The sequence below is a fragment of the Mycobacteroides abscessus ATCC 19977 genome (assembly GCF_000069185.1).
GTDB lineage: Bacteria > Actinomycetota > Actinomycetes > Mycobacteriales > Mycobacteriaceae > Mycobacterium > Mycobacterium abscessus.
The window spans coordinates 1173924-1191350 of sequence record NC_010397.1 but is presented as its reverse complement, the minus strand read 5'-3'; the positions used below and the strand labels follow the sequence as shown (position 1 = coordinate 1191350).

The 17427-nt window shown below is 65.6% G+C and carries 16 protein-coding genes and 1 tRNA gene; 7 read left to right on the top strand and 10 right to left on the bottom strand.

What is annotated here, in order from left to right:
- Positions 1 to 7: 7 nt before the first annotated feature.
- A tRNA-Leu gene (locus MAB_RS06110) sits at positions 8 to 81 on the bottom strand.
- A 319-nt stretch (positions 82 to 400) separates the two neighbouring features.
- Here MAB_RS06110 and MAB_RS06105 point away from each other — a divergent pair.
- From MAB_RS06105 to MAB_RS06090, 4 genes are all read left to right on the top strand, one after another.
- A complete protein-coding gene (locus tag MAB_RS06105; protein WP_005114064.1) occupies positions 401 to 2242 on the top strand; it encodes an AMP-binding protein in 1842 nt (613 codons plus the stop codon).
- Positions 2243 to 2325: 83 nt separating this feature from the next.
- Positions 2326 to 2805, top strand: coding sequence for a hypothetical protein (locus MAB_RS06100; protein ID WP_005059170.1), 480 nt, complete (start codon positions 2326 to 2328; stop codon positions 2803 to 2805).
- 2 nt (positions 2806 to 2807) lie between these two features.
- A complete protein-coding gene (locus MAB_RS06095) occupies positions 2808 to 3326 on the top strand; it encodes an ImmA/IrrE family metallo-endopeptidase (RefSeq protein ID WP_005084215.1) in 519 nt (172 codons plus the stop codon).
- Positions 3323 to 4492 (top strand): MAB_1171c family putative transporter, encoded by a 1170-nt coding sequence (locus tag MAB_RS06090; RefSeq protein WP_005059168.1) that lies wholly within the window; start codon positions 3323 to 3325, stop codon positions 4490 to 4492. The genes MAB_RS06095 and MAB_RS06090 overlap by 4 nt, the downstream gene beginning before the upstream one ends.
- Here MAB_RS06090 and MAB_RS06085 read toward each other — a convergent pair.
- The 7 genes from MAB_RS06085 to MAB_RS06055 form a co-directional block, all read right to left on the bottom strand.
- Entirely contained in the window at positions 4437 to 5294 is an 858-nt protein-coding gene (locus tag MAB_RS06085) for a sulfite exporter TauE/SafE family protein (protein WP_012296394.1), read from the bottom strand. The genes MAB_RS06090 and MAB_RS06085 overlap by 56 nt on opposite strands.
- The gene (locus MAB_RS06080) at positions 5291 to 6169 is read right to left on the bottom strand and encodes an alpha/beta fold hydrolase (protein ID WP_005090884.1); all 879 of its coding nucleotides are present in this window, start codon (positions 6167 to 6169) and stop codon (positions 5291 to 5293) included. The genes MAB_RS06085 and MAB_RS06080 overlap by 4 nt, the downstream gene beginning before the upstream one ends.
- Positions 6170 to 6375: 206 nt before the next feature.
- Positions 6376 to 7320 carry a Ppx/GppA phosphatase family protein gene (locus tag MAB_RS06075; RefSeq protein WP_005109982.1) on the bottom strand — a complete coding sequence of 315 codons (945 nt, stop codon included), beginning with the start codon at positions 7318 to 7320 and terminating at the stop codon, positions 6376 to 6378.
- Positions 7317 to 7799, bottom strand: coding sequence for a DUF501 domain-containing protein (locus MAB_RS06070; RefSeq protein WP_005109980.1), 483 nt, complete (start codon positions 7797 to 7799; stop codon positions 7317 to 7319). The genes MAB_RS06075 and MAB_RS06070 overlap by 4 nt, the downstream gene beginning before the upstream one ends.
- Positions 7796 to 8350, bottom strand: a complete 555-nt coding sequence (locus tag MAB_RS06065) for an FtsB family cell division protein (RefSeq protein WP_005066469.1) — start codon at positions 8348 to 8350, stop codon at positions 7796 to 7798. Before MAB_RS06065 ends, MAB_RS06070 begins: the two co-directional genes overlap by 4 nt.
- Before the next feature lie 109 nt (positions 8351 to 8459).
- A complete protein-coding gene (eno, locus tag MAB_RS06060; RefSeq protein ID WP_005084206.1) occupies positions 8460 to 9752 on the bottom strand; it encodes a phosphopyruvate hydratase in 1293 nt (430 codons plus the stop codon).
- 47 nt (positions 9753 to 9799) lie between these two features.
- The gene (locus MAB_RS06055) at positions 9800 to 10519 is read right to left on the bottom strand and encodes a lytic transglycosylase domain-containing protein (RefSeq protein WP_005066466.1); all 720 of its coding nucleotides are present in this window, start codon (positions 10517 to 10519) and stop codon (positions 9800 to 9802) included.
- 210 nt (positions 10520 to 10729) lie between these two features.
- Between MAB_RS06055 and efeU (MAB_RS06050) the strand changes: the two genes are divergently transcribed.
- The 3 genes from efeU (MAB_RS06050) to efeB (MAB_RS06040) are packed head-to-tail and all read left to right on the top strand — an operon-like array spanning position 10730 to position 14056.
- Positions 10730 to 11620 (top strand): iron uptake transporter permease EfeU, encoded by an 891-nt coding sequence (efeU, locus tag MAB_RS06050; RefSeq protein WP_005084203.1) that lies wholly within the window; start codon positions 10730 to 10732, stop codon positions 11618 to 11620.
- Complete coding sequence (gene efeO, locus MAB_RS06045; RefSeq protein ID WP_005090880.1) at positions 11617 to 12771, top strand: iron uptake system protein EfeO; 1155 nt, start codon at positions 11617 to 11619, stop codon at positions 12769 to 12771. The genes efeU (MAB_RS06050) and efeO overlap by 4 nt, the downstream gene beginning before the upstream one ends.
- 25 nt (positions 12772 to 12796) lie before the next feature.
- Positions 12797 to 14056: an iron uptake transporter deferrochelatase/peroxidase subunit gene (efeB, locus tag MAB_RS06040; protein WP_005073925.1), complete on the top strand. Its 1260-nt coding sequence runs from the start codon at positions 12797 to 12799 to the stop codon at positions 14054 to 14056.
- A 5-nt stretch (positions 14057 to 14061) separates the two neighbouring features.
- On the opposite strand, the gene efeB (MAB_RS06035) is transcribed toward efeB (MAB_RS06040), so the two are convergent.
- Together efeB (MAB_RS06035) and efeU (MAB_RS06030) are read right to left on the bottom strand one after the other, a co-directional pair.
- The gene (efeB, locus tag MAB_RS06035) at positions 14062 to 15288 is read right to left on the bottom strand and encodes an iron uptake transporter deferrochelatase/peroxidase subunit (protein WP_005109979.1); all 1227 of its coding nucleotides are present in this window, start codon (positions 15286 to 15288) and stop codon (positions 14062 to 14064) included.
- A 17-nt stretch (positions 15289 to 15305) separates the two neighbouring features.
- Positions 15306 to 17357 (bottom strand): iron uptake transporter permease EfeU, encoded by a 2052-nt coding sequence (gene efeU, locus MAB_RS06030; protein ID WP_005109978.1) that lies wholly within the window; start codon positions 17355 to 17357, stop codon positions 15306 to 15308.
- Positions 17358 to 17427 lie beyond the last annotated feature (70 nt).

Sequence of the window (17427 nt, the reverse complement as noted above, 5' to 3'; positions counted from 1 at the left end):
AGAGACGTGCCCCCAGTCGGACTCGAACCGACACTTGGCGGATTTTAAGTCCGCTGCCTCTGCCAATTGGGCTATGGGGGCCATAGATCACCTAGTTCTACTAGGCGCGCCCGCCAACACCAACTCCGATATCCCACCGCGCGCGGCTCCGCTTGTTTACAACCAAGCTCACACCCGCAGGCGACACACCTCTTGCGTCACATTGAAACTATCCGGCATGTAGTGATACCCCTTGAAGGACACCAGATTTCACAGAACTCTGATGTTGATTCGTCACCAGACTGCGCGATCGACGACCTTGGAAGTTGCCGCCCGCCCCTCGCACGGCGGGTCACCTGCGAGCTAAGAATTTACTTAGTTAGCGCAGGTAGTGTTTTCCATCGTGAGTCGGGAGCTGGATATGTCAGACGGAGTGGCCGTTCGCCAGAGCGGGATTGAGGATTATCTCGACGTCGACGGTTTGATCGATCTGCCTCCCGGGTCAACGCTACTGTCCAACTTTGAGCGCAATATCGCCGAGTTCGGTTCCACCGCGGCCTACCGGTACCTCGACTTCACCCGTGATGACGATGGCGTGGCGATCGAGTTGAGTTGGGATGAGCTCAATACCCGGATGAGGGCGATAGGGGCCCGCTTGCAGCAGGTCACGGCGCCGGGGGATCGGGTGGCGATCCTGGCGCCGCAGGGCTTGGACTATGTGATCGGGTTTTTCGCGGCCATCCAGGCCGGAAACATCGCGGTGCCGTTGTTCGCCCCCGAGCTGCCCGGCCACGCCGAGCGCCTCGACGCGGTGCTCGCCGATGCCACCCCGTCCGTCATTCTCACCACCGACGGCGCCGCCGAATCGGTGAACGCGTTCCTGCGCAAGCTACCTCGTGCGCGCCGCCCACGGGTGATCGCGATCGACGCGGTTCCCGATGCGGTGGGTGCCACGTTCGTTCCCGCCGCCCTGGCCACCGACGATCTGGCGTATCTGCAGTACACCTCGGGCTCGACGCGCACTCCGGCGGGCGTACAGATCACGCACCGCGCTGCCTGCACCAATGTGTTGCAGATGATCCTGGCCGGCGGCCTGGACATGGACATCCGCAGTGTGAGCTGGCTGCCGCTGTATCACGACATGGGCCTGATCATGATCTTGTTTCCGCCGCTGTGCGGCGGACACATCACCTTGATGTCGCCGTTGGCGTTCGTGCGGCGCCCCCGCCGCTGGATCAAACAACTGGCCACCGAATCCGCGTACGGGCGGGTGTTCGCCGCCGCGCCCAACTTCGCGTTCGACCTGGCCGCCCAGCGCGGACTGCCACCGGCCGGCGAGACCTGGGATCTGTCCAATGTCGCGGGCCTGCTCAACGGATCCGAACCGGTCACCATCGCCGCCATCGAGAAATTCACCGACGCATTCGCCCCCTACGGATTTCCCCCGTCGGCCATCAAACCCTCCTACGGCATGGCCGAAGCCACCCTGTCGGTGGCCACCATCGGCATCCAGGACCGTCCCAGCGTGATCTACCTGGACCGTGAACAGCTCGCCGAGGACCGCGCCGTGCCCGTCTCCGCCGAAGCGCCCACCGCGGTACCCCACGTGTCCTGCGGTCAGGTGATCGCCAGCCAGTGGCTGGTCATCGTCGACCCGCGCACCGGAGCCGAGCTCCCCGAAGGAGAAATCGGCGAGATCTGGCTGCACGGCGACAACATCGGCGCCGGCTACTGGGGCCGACCCCGCGAAACCGCGTCAACCTTCCACAACCGGCTGCACTCACGCCTCGACAACAACAGCCACGCCACCGGAACCGCCGAGGACAGCCGGTGGCTACGTACCGGGGACCTCGGGGTGTATCTGAACAACAACCTCTACGTCACCGGCCGCATCAAAGACCTCGTCATCATCGACGGACGCAACCACTACCCCCAGGACATCGAGGCCACCGCCTCACAAGCCTCCCCGGCCGTGCGTTCCGGATACGTCGCCGCATTCCCCGTGGCCGCCAACCAACTCGCCGAAGCCGCCATCGCCGATACCAGTGAACGCCTGGTGATCGTCGCCGAACGCGCCCCCGGTTCCGGTCGCGTCGAGCAAGCCCCGGTCATCGAGGCCATCCGCGCCGCCATCTCGCGCACCCACGCCCTACCCGTAGCCGACATCCGGCTCGTCGCCGCGGGCGCGATCCCCCGCACCACCAGCGGAAAACTCGCCCGCCGCGCCTGCCAAACCGAATACCTCGCGGGGATGTACCGGTAGCCCACCTCAACTGTGGGTTGAATCACACTGAGAGTCTGCCCCTTCGCGTTGAGGGCGCACCGCATCGGTGTTTGACTTATGTAATGGCCACTTCGAGCCCCCCGTCGGCGCCTCCCCAAGACGCCAAATCCGCCGATGCGAATCTGGCTGACCGCATCAATGCACTGTTCCAGTCGCATCGTCGGCCCGACGGGCGCATGTGGACCAACGACGAGGTTGCCAGTGGCATCAAGAAGGCCAATCCCGGCATCAAAGTCGGTGGCGCGTACCTCTCGGCGCTGCGCACCGGCAAGCGTGCCCGCCCGGCCATCGACCTACTCGGCGCGCTGGCCGACTTCTTCCGTGTTCCGCTCTCGGCACTCACCGATCCAGAGCGCACGTACTCGCTCGATGAGCGCCTCGGAGCACTGGACGAGACCACGCGCGACGAAGTGGAGCTCATCGCGTTGCGGGCGATCGGTTTGAACAAGCAGAGCCTGGAAACCGTCGCCGCCGTGCTCGATCACGTACGCGCACTCCAGGGCCTGCCTACGGTGGACAACTCGGTCAGCAACGGGCAGTAATCATGCCGAAGATGCGTTGTGCGACAACAGATCTGCGGTCCACTCGCCAACTTCAGGCGATCCACCAGCAGTGCGCACGCAAACTCTCAGACCTGGGGCTTGACTCGCTGACCACGGTCGAGGACATCCGCGCCCGCGCCAGTGAGCTCAGCAGGCGCGATATCCAGCTCGTCCCCTACTCCCTCTCGGGCAGTGGAGTGCACGGCCTGTTGGTTCGCACCGATGCCACCGACTACGTGGTGTACGACAGCGACACGACCACCATGCATCGCGAGCACATCATCCTGCACGAGCTAAGTCACGTGATGTGTGGGCACACAGCGTCGAGCAAGCGTGAGCTGGCCGAAGTCCTTTGTCGTGAAACGTATCTGGACGACCAAGAAGTGGAAGCGGAGATGCTGGCCTCCATGATGGGACAGCGGGTGAGTCCGGACAGCCACCGCCCCATCGCCGTCACGAACGCCAACCTGCGGCGCATCCTGGCATCGCTGACCTTGGAAGGCGTGCCGGCGGCGCCGTGACGTCAGTTTTCGAAGACTCCGCCTCGGCGTACTCGGTCGCGGCCGTCTTCAGCTTTGGCGCAGTGGTGGTGGTTGCCGCCGCCATGCTGCGCTCCCGGGTGCGCCCGCCGGCCGCCGTGGCACTGCTGTTGTCGTTCCTCTTCAAAGGGATCGCCGTCACCCTGGCCACCCCACCGCTGTACGAGAAATTCGACAACCTGGTCGGCGTGCACAACATGGGCCGGCTCGTCTTGAACCTTTCCGGCGGCATGGCCTGGACCGCATGCGTCCTCACGGTCATCACCTTCTGGGGTGAATCCGGGCCCCGGGCGGTGCAGCGCGCACGGCTATGGGTCGGCATGGCGGTAGCCATCGGCGGCGCGCTCACGCTCTGCTGGTTTGTGGCCCCCACTTCCGAACTGCCACAAGACTTCTACGCTTCGCACGGCAACAAGCCCGCATGGGTCGCGTACATGCTGATCTATCTGATCACCTACGGCTTGGGCGCACTGCTGATCATCATCAAATGCCTGCAGTACGCCCGTTTTCACGACGTCGCGTGGCTGCGGCGCAGCATGCTCCTCACCGCGGCCGGTGCCACCATGTGCCTGGCGTTCTGCATCATGCGGGCACATTCGGCGATCTACGGCATGATCACCAACGACAGCTACTCCTGGCAGCGTCTGGCCCCACTGGCCGCCACGATAGGGCAGATCCTGATCGTGATAGGGCTTGCGGGACCGTCGTTCTCGCAGTTGGTCTCCTCGGCACGCCAACGCATCCAAACCTACCGCTGGCACCGCCAGCTCGAACCGCTGTGGACCGCACTGTATGAAGGCAACACCCAGATCGCGCTGGCACCCCCCAGCGCCGCGATCGGTGATCACAACTATCGGCTCTACCGCAGAATCGTCGAGATTCGCGACGGTCTGAGCGCCATTCGCCCCTACGTGGCCGAGGACACCTCGTCGACCTCGGCGGCGGGACAGATCCATTCGGCCATCGAACAACAGCGCACGGCACCGCGGGCAGAGAAAAGCTCGGGCGCCAAGATCATCGGCGAAGTTCCGGGCGCGAACCGCAAGCAAGAACTGCGCTGGCTGCTAGACGTCTCGCGCGAACTCCAGCAGATCAACCGCCGACGCACACCTGCGGCACCGGCGCCGGACCTGATTTCTTCGTCTTAGCCGCCGCGGTCCGGATGGCCCGCACGATCTCACGGACCGCGATGAACACCAGATAAGAACCGAAGACCAGCGCCAACCAGCGCGCGTTGAGCGCCAGTGCCAATAGCGCCCCAATCACAGTGCCGGGCAAGGCGAAGGCCGCCAACCGGAACCCGATCGGGGCATCGGCGGTGCCCTGTCGCAGGTGCGTGGTCGCCGCGACAAGCGCATTGGGCAACATGACCATCAACGAGGTGCCCTCTGCCACATGCAGCTCGGAGCCGAAGAGCACCAGCATTGCCGGCACCGTGAGCAGGCCGCCGCCCAATCCCAGCGCGGCCGACCACGCACCCACCACGAAGCCGACCACCGCCCCGATGGCGATCACCGACGGCACGTGTGCGAGCACCCCCTCGGGCAACAAGGCCTCACCCGCGGATGGATCTATTCCCGCGGCACTCAACAGCAGTTTCGCGGCGGTGGCAAGCAGGACGAAGACGAACAGCGCCTTCAGAATCCACTCCGGGATGCGGGCAACCAGCTTGGCTCCCACCACCGCACCGATCACGCCGCCCGCCATCAACCCGGCGCCTGCCACCACGTCGACCTTGGCGCCGTGTAGCGCGTAGACGGTGCTGCCCGCAATCGCGGCAGAGACATTGGGCAGCGTGGCGGTGCCATGAATGACCGCCCGGCTCAAGGTAGTTGCCCGCGCCAGCGACGGAACGGTGATCACGCCCGTGCCACCACCGAGCAGGCCACCCGACATACCACCCAGCACGCCGATCCGTGCCAGGGTCCCCACTCCGGGGCGCTCGGTCATCCGGCCACCCGAAGCTTCTCGATATCAGAGAACTCAGACAGGCGGAAGAACGCCTCGGCACGGTCCAGAATCCGCTCGCGCATCGTCACCGTTTGGCCGTGATTGCATCCTTCCAACAGGGCAAAGTACGCACGCGGCATCCGCACCGCGGCCTCCCGCGATTCGGCCAGCCGCATGGGATCCTCGGAGCCTGCGAAAAACAGTGTGGGCGTCTCGATCTGGAGCAGAGCCTCTTCGGTGACGCCCGGCTCGTCGTCCCACTGACGCAGCAAGGCAGCCAGTCCGCGTTGCCCTAATGCCTCGATCGTCGCCCGGAAACCCGACGCCATGCGTTGCCCGCGATGCGATTCCCAACCGTCGATGAAGGCGGGGAGCCCCGATTCTTCTACCACGCGAATGGCATTCGGGAAGATCAAGACATCCACCGCACCACGCTGCGGGCGGTGCGAGGAACCTGCCACCACCAACGAGGTGAGGCGCTCGGGCGCAGTGGCCGCCAGGGTCAGACCGATTCGACCGCCCAACGAGTACCCGAGGTAGTGCGCCTGATGCACCTGCAGATGGTCCAGCACGGCACAGACGTCCCGCGCCGAGGACGCGATGGCATACCCACCCGGGTGGTCCGGCTTCTCACTGGCGCCGTGGCCGCGCACATCGATGGTGGTCACCCGGTACTGCTGAGACAGCTGCGCGATGTAGCCATGTTTGGACCACACCGCCGAGTTCTGCAAGCTGCCGTGCACCAGCACGACGTCGACCACACCGGGCCGGGAACGCCCATAGGTGCGGTAAGCGACCGCGGCCCCATCGGGGTCGGGCCGCCGGACGAAACCCGTCTCCGAAACGCCGATTTCGCGTACTTCGGCCTTCGACATGGAAGTTGACACGAGGAAACCAAACCTTCCGCACCTAATCAAACATTTGCTGATCCGGGCTCGTACGCGGCGCTGCGTCCCTTCAACCAACCGTTATGAGATTGAGTTGATATCTCAACTGTCAGTTGATTTTCCTCATGCGTCAAGTCGTGGAGCATGAAGAATGTCAACTGTGACTCAGCTCACAAGGGGTGGAATCGGGCGAGCTACCGCAAAGATATCGCGATGCCGTCGAGGATGTCGTGCTCACTGACCACCAGCTCGGTAATCCCCGCACGCTCAGACAACTCGCGCGCCAATTCCTCCACGACGATGGAGCCGCCCCCGATGACATCGACACGGCCCTCGTGCATGGGCCCGAGAGCTGCCCGCTGCGCTCGGGGCATCGCGATCAACGAAGACGTCACTTCGGCCAGACGGCTTAGCGGCACTCGCGAGAGATGGATCGCGGCAGGGTCGTACACGTCGAGCCGGTGTGCCAGCGCCGCCAAGGTGGTGAAGGTGCCCGCCACCCCCACCCAGGTGTGTGCCGTCCGCACCGGCACCACCTCGAAGGTCCGCGCCAACTGTGCACGGACCGCCTCGCGTGCCGCCGCGATCTCGTCGGCGACGGGGGGATCCGAATGCAGACACCGTTCCGTGAGGCGTACGCAACCGATATCGGCCGAAAAACTGGCCTCGACGCCGCTACTGTCACCGATCACCGTTTCGGTGGACCCACCGCCCAGATCGACCACCACGAAGGGTGCCGCCGCCGGATCCAGCTCCCCCACCGCGCCGGCGAAGGACAGCGCCGCCTCCTCGGTGCCGGTGATGACCTCCGCGATGGCGCCCGGAATCACCGCCCCGAGCAGCTCGGCAGTCATCGCGAAAAATACGTCACGGTTGGAGACATCACGCGCGGCGGACGTGGCGACCATGCGGACCCGCTCTACCCCCAGCGATGTCATCAGCTGGGTGTACGCGGCCAGTGCCGCCCGGGTGCGCTCGATGGCCTCCGGCGCGAACTCCCCTGTCGCGTCCACACCCTGACCGAGGCGCACAATCCGCATCTCGCGGTGCACATCGGTCAGCCGCCCGGAGTCGTCGATATCCGAGACCAGCAGACGAATCGAGTTGGTACCGCAATCGACGGCGGCAACCCGCGTCACTCCCAGGCCTCGGGAAGCACACCGGGCATGGTGCCCGCCAGCTCACGAATCGCCTCGTCGCCCAACGGGTTCACCCCCGGGCCCACGGCCAGCGAGTGCCCGATCAACACGTGCAGGCACTTGACCCTGTCGGGCATGCCACCTGCGGTGACGGTGGTTCCGAGCGGTTCGATGGCATCACGCTCGGCGAGGTAGCTCTCGTGCGCCCGCCGATAGGCGGCCGCCAATTCCTCGTCCACGGCAAGGCGTTCGGTCATTTCACGCATCAGGCCGCCCGACTCCAGCCGGCTGGCCGCAGCCGTGAGCGCTGGATGCGTCAGGTAATAGAGCGTGGGGAACGGCGTGCCGTCGGGTAGCCGCGGTGCCGTCTTCACGACGGCGGGCTCACCGTTGGGACAACGGTACGAGACCTCCAGCATTCCTCGCGGCGCGCGGCCCAATTGCGCTGTGACCGCCGCGATATCGTCGTCTGAGATCACGGGTGCGGCGCCGGGGGTGCGGGCGGAACGGCGGGCGGTGGGGTCGGGACGACAGTCGGCGAGTCGGCGATGTTGTGCCACAGGTTGGTGTACCAGGGATTGCCGGTGTCCACCGGCCCCTGGCCCTGCGGCTTGACGTCGACGGGGGTGTTCGGCAGCTGCACCTGGAACGGCACCTCACCGGGCATCACGAAACCCAGCCGCTCACGCGCCTGGGCCGCGATATAGGCCGGATCGGCCAGCCGGCGCTTCTTGTCCTCGAGGGAGGAAATCTGGTCGCGCAGTTGGGCCTCCGCCGCGGCCAGCTGACTCTTCTCGGCCTGCTGGGAGAAGTAGGTGCGTACCGGACCGGCAACGGTCAAGGTCAAGGCACACACCACCGCCGCCAAGATGGCCGCGCGCCGCGCGGTAGAACCGAGGCGCTGTTCGGATTGATGCTCGGCACTGCGTTCGATCGAGGCGGCCACCGCGCTGGAGGCCCCGCCGGACTTGGTCGCCTTGGCCGGCGCCGCGGGGCCGCTACGGGCAGGCCCCCGGACAACCTTCTGCACCGGACGCTTGACCGGCGTCCGCTTACGCGCAGCCGGGGCCGGCCCCCGCGACCTACCGGACGCGGGGCGGCGCTTCGAATCCGCCATGGATCGGCCTCAGCAGAACCGGCTAGTTGGCGGGCTCGATCGAAAAACGGGGAAAGGCAAGGTCTCCCGCGAAACGGGCAGCGTCCCCGAGCGTTTCCTCGATACGCAGCAACTGGTTGTACTTGGCCACTCGCTCGCTACGCGCCGGAGCGCCGGTCTTGATCTGACCGCTGCCCACCGCGACCGCCAGGTCGGCGATGGTGGTGTCTTCGGTCTCGCCACTGCGGTGGCTCATCATGGTCTTGTAGCCACTGCTGTGCGCCAGCGTCACCGCGTCCAACGTCTCGGTGAGCGTGCCGATCTGGTTCACCTTGACCAGCAAGGCATTCGCCGCACCCCGCTCAATGCCTTCTTCCAGGCGCTCCGGATTGGTGACAAACAGATCGTCGCCCACCAACTGCACGCGGTCGCCGATCGCCGTGGTGAGCGCGACCCAGCCGTCCCAGTCGTCCTCCGACAGCGGGTCCTCGATGGACACCAGCGGGTAAGCGTCGAGCAGCTCGGCGTAGAACGCACCCATCTGCTCGGCGGTGCGCTTCTCCTTCTCAAAGCTGTAACCGTCTGCGGCGCTGTAGAACTCGGTGGCGGCGACATCCAGCGCCAGCGCCACATCCGCGCCCAGCTTGAGGCCGGTCGCCTCGATGGCGGTGCTGATCAGGTCCAGCGCGGCCCGCGTCCCGGCGACGTCGGGGGCAAACCCGCCCTCGTCGCCCAGGCCGGTGGACAGGCCCTGCTTCTTGAGCACCGACTTCAGCGAGTGGTAGACCTCGGTGCCCCACCGCAGGGACTCCTTGAAGCTCGGGGCACCGATCGGCGCCACCATGAACTCCTGCACATCCACCCCGGTATCAGCATGCGCGCCACCGTTGAGGATGTTCATCATCGGCACCGGCAGGATGTGTGCGTTCGGCCCGCCCAGGTAGCGGAACAGGGCCAGCCCGGCCGAATCGGCAGCGGCCTTGGCCACGGCCAGCGAGACACCCAAGATGGCGTTGGCACCCAGCCGTGACTTGTCCGGAGTGCCATCCAGGTCCAGTAGGGCCTGATCGATGAGGCGCTGATCGTCGGCGCTCTCGCCGATGATGGCCGGGGCGATCTCGTCCAGCACGGCGTTGACGGCCTTGGTGACACCCTTGCCGCCGTACCGGGCATCGCCGTCGCGCAGCTCAACGGCCTCATGCTCGCCGGTGGAAGCACCGGAGGGGACGGCCGCCCGTGCGAACGTGCCATCGGTCAAGGCGACCTCGACCTCGACGGTCGGGTTGCCGCGTGAGTCGAGGATCTCGCGGGCGCCTACCTGCTCAAGAATCGGCACTGTCTCTCCTTCGGGGGGTGCTCCGGTGGTCGGGTAACAGACTAGTGCTACAGCGTCGCACCCTTGGCGTAGGCCGTTGCCCAGTCCCGTACCTGTTCGGCGTACACGTCCGACATGTTGTAGGCCCACAGCGCCTTGATCCACCCGTCGGTGGTGCTCAGGTCACCGCCGCGCGAACACAGGTAGCCAGCGGCCGACAGCGCCGCGTCATCGATGTTGTCGGGGCTGGGCTCGCCGTCGCCGGCCGCGCGCACGCCGTAGATACGCCAGGTTTCGGGAATGAACTGCATGGGACCCATCGCCCGGTCCTGGTTCGCGTCGCCGTCTAGCACACCTTTGTCGGTGTCCGGGAGCCGCAGGTTTCCGTTGGACCCGTCCAGCCGCACGCCGCGAATCGGCGGCAGTGCGTCGCCGTTGGGTTGCAGTTCGGCCCCGTGATACGTGCCGTTGTGGCTCTCGACGGTGCCGATTCCGGCCAGTGTGGTCCACGCGATCTTGCAGCGCGGGTTCTCCCGCTCGGCAACCTTGGCCGCGTAGGCGTAGGCCTCCAGCGCGATGACGGGAATTCCCGTCTTCTCCGCGCGTGGTGTCGACCACTCACGGAGCTGATCGGCCGGGCGGCCCTGGATGTGTGCGGGCGGCGTCGCGATGTCGGGCACCGGATCACCTGCGGGCGGCGGCACGCCTTGCGGCAGCGGATTGCGGCCGCCCAACTGCCAGGAACAGCCTGCTGCCAGCAGAAACACCGAGATGGAGACGACGAGCATGATTCGTCCAAAGCGCGCCGGGAGGGAGCGCACAGCGACGGACGACACGACAGAACTCCTAGACGGTGCGATGGATTGCCCTCCATCGTCGCATGAGCTGGCCACTTGCCCGCGCAGCCGCTGCTCTCCCGCCCCTGTTTCAGGTAAGGTCAGCCGCACCTTGGCAAGCGTTGGCTAGCCAAAGTCCAATGGAGGAAAAGGACCCTGGACATGCGCAGTATCGGCGTCCTAGCCGACGGGCCGACAAGCTTCTCGCAATACTTCAGTAGCGGTCTCATCGGACTGCGCGAAGGACTCGAATGCGGGATCGTCGTGATGATCCTGGTCGCGTTCCTGGTGAAGTCCAACCGTCGCGATGCGCTGCGCTGGGTGTGGCTCGGTGTGGCCGGTGCCGTCGCGATGACACTGATCATCTTCCTGACGATCCATCTTGGCAGCAACACCATCAGCGATCTGGGCGCGGAAGCCATTGCCGGAGTGGCCTCGCTGGTCGCGGTCGCCATCGTCACCACCATGGTGCTGTGGATGCGCACCGCGGCGGCCAGCATCGCCGGGGACCTACGCCACGGCATGGCCCAGGCGCTCGAGGCCGGCGCACTCGCCGTCCTGACCGTGGCCTTTTTGTCCGTCGGACGCGAAGGCGTGGAGACCGCACTCTTCATGGTGGGCTACGCCAAGGCCGAAACCGCCTGGCCCCTGGCAGGACTGGTCACCGGAGTCGCTGTCGCCGCGGCGTTGTCCTATGGCATGTACCGCGGTGCGATCAAGATCAACCTGGGCAAGTTCTTCAAGTACACGGGCGCCTTCCTGGTGATTGTCGCCGCCGGGATCCTCTCCTATGGCATCGGCGCTCTACAGACAGTCGGATGGCTGCCAGGCCTGTCACAGAAGGCCTTTGACATCACCGACTGGTTCGACTGGAGCGCGTGGTACGGGGAACTGCTGCGCGGAATCTTCAACGTGACCCCGACCCCGACGGTGCTACAGCTGGCGGGCTGGATCATCTATCTGGTGCTCGTGCTCGGCCTGTTCCTGCGCCCGGTGGCCGTCGCGCCCAAGGCCAATACTCCCCAAGCCCAACCCGAGAGGACCGCTGGATGAAACCGTCACTTGCCTATGTTGGTGCCGCACTTGCGGTGGCCGCCGGCACCACGCTGGCCGGATGCACTCCCAAGGAGCCTGCCCAGGGCGGTGCCGCGGGCGGTGGCCAGGAGATCACGGTCACCGCGACCGACTCCAGCTGCCAGCTGTCCAAGACCGAGGGAACCACGGGCCCAGTCACTTTCAACGTGACCAACAATGGCTCGAAGGTGACCGAGTTCTACGTCTACGACAAGGGCGACCGTGCCCTCGGCGAGGTCGAAAACATCGGCTCGGGCATCAGCCGCAAGCTCATCGTGCAGTTCACCGAACCCGGCACATACCAGACCGCCTGCAAGCCAGGCATGATCGGCGACGGCATCCGCGGCGACCTCACGATCACCGGAGCCGCGGTGAAACTGGACGCCGAAGGCAAGTTCAAGGACGCCACCGACCGCTACCGCGGCTACGTGATCAGCCAGGTCGACGCCCTGAGCGAGGCCGCAGCCAAGTTCGTGGCCGCGGTCAAAGCCAAGGACATCGCCTCCGCCAAGGCTCAGTACCCGACCAGCCGCGTGTACTACGAACGGATCGAGCCGGTGGCCGAAGCCTTCCCGAACGATCTCGACCCACGAATCGACTTGCGCGAGGCCGATCTTCAGCCCGGCGAGAAATGGACCGGCTATCACCGACTGGAGAAGGACCTGTGGGTGACCGGCCTACAGCCGGACACCAATGCGATCGCCGATCAGCTGCTCAAGGACATCAAGGAACTCTCGGACGGAGTGCGGGCCAAGGATTTCGACATCAACACCACCAAGATCGCCGGTGGCGCGCAGACTCTGCTCGACGAGGTGGCCAGGACGAAGATCTCGGGCGAGGAAGAGACCTTCAGCCACACCGACCTGTGGGACTTCCAGGCCAACCTCGACGGCTCACAGAACGCCGTCGCGACCGTGCGGCCGATTCTCGATGAACGCAAGCCTGAACTGGGACAAGCGATCGACAAGCGCTTCAAGGAAGTCGACGCCCTCCTGGGCAAGTACCGCAAGGGCGATGGATTCGTCTTCTACGACACGGTGACTCAAGATCAGCGCATCGAATTGGCACATGCCATTGACGCGTTGTCCAAGGAGGTCAGCGAGGTACAAGGTGTCATCGCCGGACGATGAGCGGCGTGCACGCAGAGAGCCCAGCGTGAGCACGGGGCTCAACCGCCGCAAGCTGCTGGGCGCGGCAGGAGTCACCGCCGCCGTCGCCGGAGCCGCCGGGGCGGGGGTGTTGGGTGGTCGCGCGAGCGCGGCCAGCACCGGACCGGTCAACGTCAAGGTCCCGTTCCGCGGCGACCATCAGGCCGGGATCGTGACCCCGGCGCAGGACCGGATGCACTTCTGCGCCTTCGATGTCATGCCCAACGCGACCCGCGGCGAGGTACAGGCCATGCTGCGCCAGTGGACCGAGATGGCCGATCGGATGACTCGGGGCGAGGAGACCACATCCGGCGGTGCGGTGGACGGCAATCCCTATTCGCCGCCCACGGACACCGGCGAAGCATTGGACCTGGCTGCCTCGGCGCTAACCCTGACGATCGGCTTCGGCCCCTCTTTCTTCCGCAAGGACGGGGTGGACCGATTCGGTATCGCCGACAAACTGCCCCCACCACTGCAGGAACTGCCCAAGTTCCGCAACGAGAAGCTGGATCCGGCCCGCTGCGGCGGTGATATCTGCATCCAGGCCTGCGCCGACGACCCGCAGGTCGCGGTGCACGCCATCCGCAATCTGGCTCGGGTGGGCTTCGGCACGGTCGCGGTCAAGTGGTCACAGCTGGGATTCGGGCGCACCTCATCGACCAGTCGATCGCAGGTGACGCCACGAAATCTGTTCGGATTCAAGGACGGAACCCGCAACATCAAGGCCGAGGACACCGCCAAGGTGGACTCCAGTGTCTGGGTGGCCAAGGGTGACGATCCCGCATGGATGGCCGGCGGCACCTACCTGGTGGCGCGGCGCATCCGGATGCTGATCGAGAGTTGGGATCGCACGGTGCTCACCGAGCAAGAACGGGTCATCGGGCGCGCCAAGGGGTCCGGCGCGCCCATCGGTCAGGCCGACGAGTTCGCGGCCCTCGATTTCACCGGCAAAAAGCCGGATGGGGAACCGCTGCTCGATGTGGATTCACATGTGCGGCTGGCCTCGGCGGAGGAACTGGGCGGAATCGAAATCCTGCGCCGCGGTTACAACTTCACCGACGGATCGGACGGCTTCGGACATCTGGACGCCGGGCTGTTCTTCATCGCCTTCGTGCGCAATCCGCAGACCCAGTTCATCCCGATGCAGCGCAAGCTCGCCACCGAGGATGCGCTCAACGAATACATCCTGCACACCGGTTCGGCCATCTTTGCCTGCCCACCGGGCCTGGGACCCAAGGAGTACTGGGGCCAGGCGCTTTTCGGCTGATGGTGCTAGCCGAGTAGAGCCCTGCCGTACCAGTCCTTTTCATCAGCGATACCGGGCAGCGCAAAGAAGTAGCCGCCCCCGAACGGCTGCACGTAATCAATGAGTGGCTCGTCGTTGAGACGGTTCTGCACCGTCTCGAACTGACGCTCCAGATCCTGTTGGTAGCAGACGAAGACGTGGCCTGACTGCATGTTGCCGTTCGCATCCACGCCCAGGTCGTAGTTGTAGGAGCGGCGCACCAGCCGCTGGTTGTCGGTGTCGCCGGTGCGCGGATTGGCCAGCCGGATGTGCGCGTCGAGCGGAATCGTCTTGCCGTCCGCGTCGGCGGCATAGTTGGGCGTATCGAACTCGTTGTTGCCGTCCAGCGGCGCACCGCTGTCGCGGCGGCGGCCGAACATGCGCTCCTGCTCGTTGATGGAGACACGGTCCCAGAACTCGACCATCATGCGGATCAAGCGCACCACCATGTAGGTGCCCCCCGCGGTCCAGGCGGGTTCACCGTCGCCGGTCCATACCAGCTTCTCGGCGTCATCGGATACCGGGTTGGCGGTACCGTCCTTGAACCCCAACAGGTTGCGGCCCGTCCCGGACGGGCGCGGCGGCGAGTTGTATCCCTCTATGCGCCAACGCATTTGTAGATCACCCCGGACGGCGCGGGTGATATCCCGCAATGCGTGATGCACCGTGTCCGGGTTGTGGGCGCACAGCTGTACCAACAGATCCCCGTGCGACCAGGCCGCCTCGGGAAAGTCGTTGGGAAACACCGTCATGGGCTTCAACTTGGCGGGTTTGCGATCCGCGAGCCCGAACCGCCGGTCGAACAGGCTCGAACCAACGGCGACCGTCACCGTCAATCCATCCGATTCGACCACCGGGCCCAGTACCGCACTGTCGGCGGGGGGCTCACCGATGCCCAAGTCCGGCGGGGTGCCACCATCGCATAGGAACCGCGCACGGGCGGTGAGCGTCTTGAAGGCGGCCACCACCGCGTCCTTGTCCTTCGAGATCACATCGAAGGCCACGTGACAGGCGAAGTTCTGCTTTTCGGCCGGGGGCGGAACCAGAATCCCGGATTGGTGCACCCCATGGAACGGATACCGGCTGGGCGGGACAGCCACCGCTGCCGCGTTCGCATCGACCTCGGCACCCTTGACGAGCGCCGCACCCGTGATCGCGGTACCCGCGGCTCCGACGGCGGCACCACGAAGGAAGTTCCTGCGATTGACATCCATATTGCGCGACTCCTTGGTCAACGGCTCGGCGGAAGTTCGATGAGCAGCGGTACCGAGGCAAGCTTCTCGACCGCATTGCCGAGCGCCGCGTTTACCGACTGTCGCTGGCGCAGCGGCACCTGCGCGAGAGGGCGCCAGCGGCCATCCCGTTGCGTGGCCTTGAGCGCGGCGTCCAGCACGTCAAGCCGGGACATGCTTTCCCCCAACAGCTTCGGCGCACGAGCGGTGACCAGCGGCGCGAACTGCTCGAGCACCGCCCGGGTGGCATCGACGGCCGCTGCCGCTTCCGGGTATTCGGTACCCGCGCCCTGATCAGTGAAGCCCATGAGCTGGAAACGCAAGGTGTCCTCCAGGATTTCGTGAGGACGCTTGGTCTGGTCGGCCGGATCGGTCATCACATCCGACAGGTTGGCACGCAACGTATCGATGGTGGCCCCCAGCTCGTCCGCGACCGGAGTCAGCGTGGACGCCGACTGACCATGCCACAACCCATATTCCAGGCGGCGCAAGCCTTTGAAATCGGGATCGTCGACCCCGTCGGGCAGCCCGTGGGGCAGCCCGGCAATGGCGTCTCCGTAGTCCTTGAAACTGCCGTAGGCGGCGCCAATCCGGTTCCAGGTCAAAATCGCCGGCACCCAATCCTTCTTGGCGGCCTCGATGTTGCCGGACCCCAGGTCGTTGCGCACGGCCCGGACCTGACCACCGAGAACACCCAGCAAGCCATCGGCGTACCGCTGGTATGCCGCCATCGGCACCGCGAGATCTTCGTCGGTCACACGCACCACCGGTTGCGGAGCGCCGGGGACCGAATCGCCACTGACTTGTTGAGCCGCAGAGTATTTGGCGGGCTCACCGGCCATGAGGCACACGAATTTGTAGGTTCCATTCGACAACGCGGCCGTCATAGTAGCGCTCGTGGATGGGCCCAGAGTCTCGATCTCGGCAACGACCGCGTTATTGGTATCGACGAGATTGATCTCCCCCGTCTTGCCTGACCTGTTCATCACGGTGAACGTCTGCAAGCCGGACCGTGCCGATTTCCAGTCATCGGCACAGCCCTCGGCGGTCACCGTCACCTGGGCGCCGGCATCGTGGTTGGCCGCGGGCAAGATCGCGATAACGGCCGCGGCCAACAGCGCGGGCACCACCACAATGGCAGCCGCGACAGCGACGGGACGCTGGCCGATCAGGCGCGCAAAGGCCGATGGCGCCTGGTCCTCCTCAGGCCCGGCGGGTGAGGGCGCCATCCGCGAGACCCTCATGAACGCCGGAATGACCATGACCAGGTATCCGACCCAGGCCAGCACCTGAAGCACCGTCATCCTGGGCGTGAGCTGTGTGATGCCGGTGATGATGGTTACCCACCAGGAGTCCGCGGATATCCGTGGGCTCAGATCGAAGGCGTACCAGGAGTGTCCGGGCAGCCAGCCCGCGGTCTGCAGATCCCCCACACCGTAGGCCAGGATGCCCGCGGCGATCACGATCAGGACGATGGCGGTCCGAGTGAAGAACACCCTGAGATTCAGGCGAACCGCGCGCCGGTACAGCAGCCAGCACAGCACCACGGCAATGGCCAGACCGAGGGCGCCACCGACCACCGGGCCAGTGGTCTCGCCGGCCGCCTTGGCCGCGGTCCAGAAGAACAGGGTGGTCTCCAGGCCCTCGCGGGCAACCGCGAGGAACGCGGTCAGCGCGAGTGCCCCCGCGCCGAGGACCAGGGCATGCTCTACCTTTCCGGACAGTTCACCCGACAGGTTGGCCGCGGTGCGCGACATCCAGAAGATCATCGCGGTGACGAGTCCGACCGCCAGGATGCTGAGCAACCCGCCCACCACGTCCTGGCCGATGGCGCTCAGGGAACTGGTGGTGGAGTTGAGTACTGCCGCGAAGCTGGCGGACACCGTGAGAGCGCCGAGCACACCCAGCCATATCGGAGCAGTGACGCGACGGCCCTGCTCCGCCAGCGCGGATCGATGGACGGCGGCAAGCAAAATGCTCACCACCAGTCCGGCTTCAAGCCCCTCGCGCAGGCCGATGAGCAAGTTGGGAATCGCGTCTGACAAGACCACGCAGATAAGGTATGGCACCCCTAATACGCAGTGCAAATACCCTCACGGGCAATGGTCCCGACACGACGGG

Bases quoted from the DNA above. Each gene is read 5' to 3' on its own strand.
- MAB_RS06105 (WP_005114064.1), top strand. From the start codon at position 401: ATGTCAGACGGAGTGGCCGTTCGCCAGAGCGGGATTGAGGATTATCTC.
- MAB_RS06100 (WP_005059170.1), top strand. From the start codon at position 2,326: ATGGCCACTTCGAGCCCCCCGTCGGCGCCTCCCCAAGACGCCAAATCC.
- MAB_RS06095 (WP_005084215.1), top strand. From the start codon at position 2,808: ATGCCGAAGATGCGTTGTGCGACAACAGATCTGCGGTCCACTCGCCAA.
- MAB_RS06085 (WP_012296394.1), bottom strand. From the start codon at position 5,294: ATGACCGAGCGCCCCGGAGTGGGGACCCTGGCACGGATCGGCGTGCTG.
- MAB_RS06080 (WP_005090884.1), bottom strand. From the start codon at position 6,169: ATGTCGAAGGCCGAAGTACGCGAAATCGGCGTTTCGGAGACGGGTTTC.
- MAB_RS06055 (WP_005066466.1), bottom strand. From the start codon at position 10,519: ATGCTCGTCGTCTCCATCTCGGTGTTTCTGCTGGCAGCAGGCTGTTCC.
- efeU (WP_005084203.1), top strand. From the start codon at position 10,730: ATGCGCAGTATCGGCGTCCTAGCCGACGGGCCGACAAGCTTCTCGCAA.
- efeO (WP_005090880.1), top strand. From the start codon at position 11,617: ATGAAACCGTCACTTGCCTATGTTGGTGCCGCACTTGCGGTGGCCGCC.
- efeB (WP_005109979.1), bottom strand. From the start codon at position 15,288: ATGGATGTCAATCGCAGGAACTTCCTTCGTGGTGCCGCCGTCGGAGCC.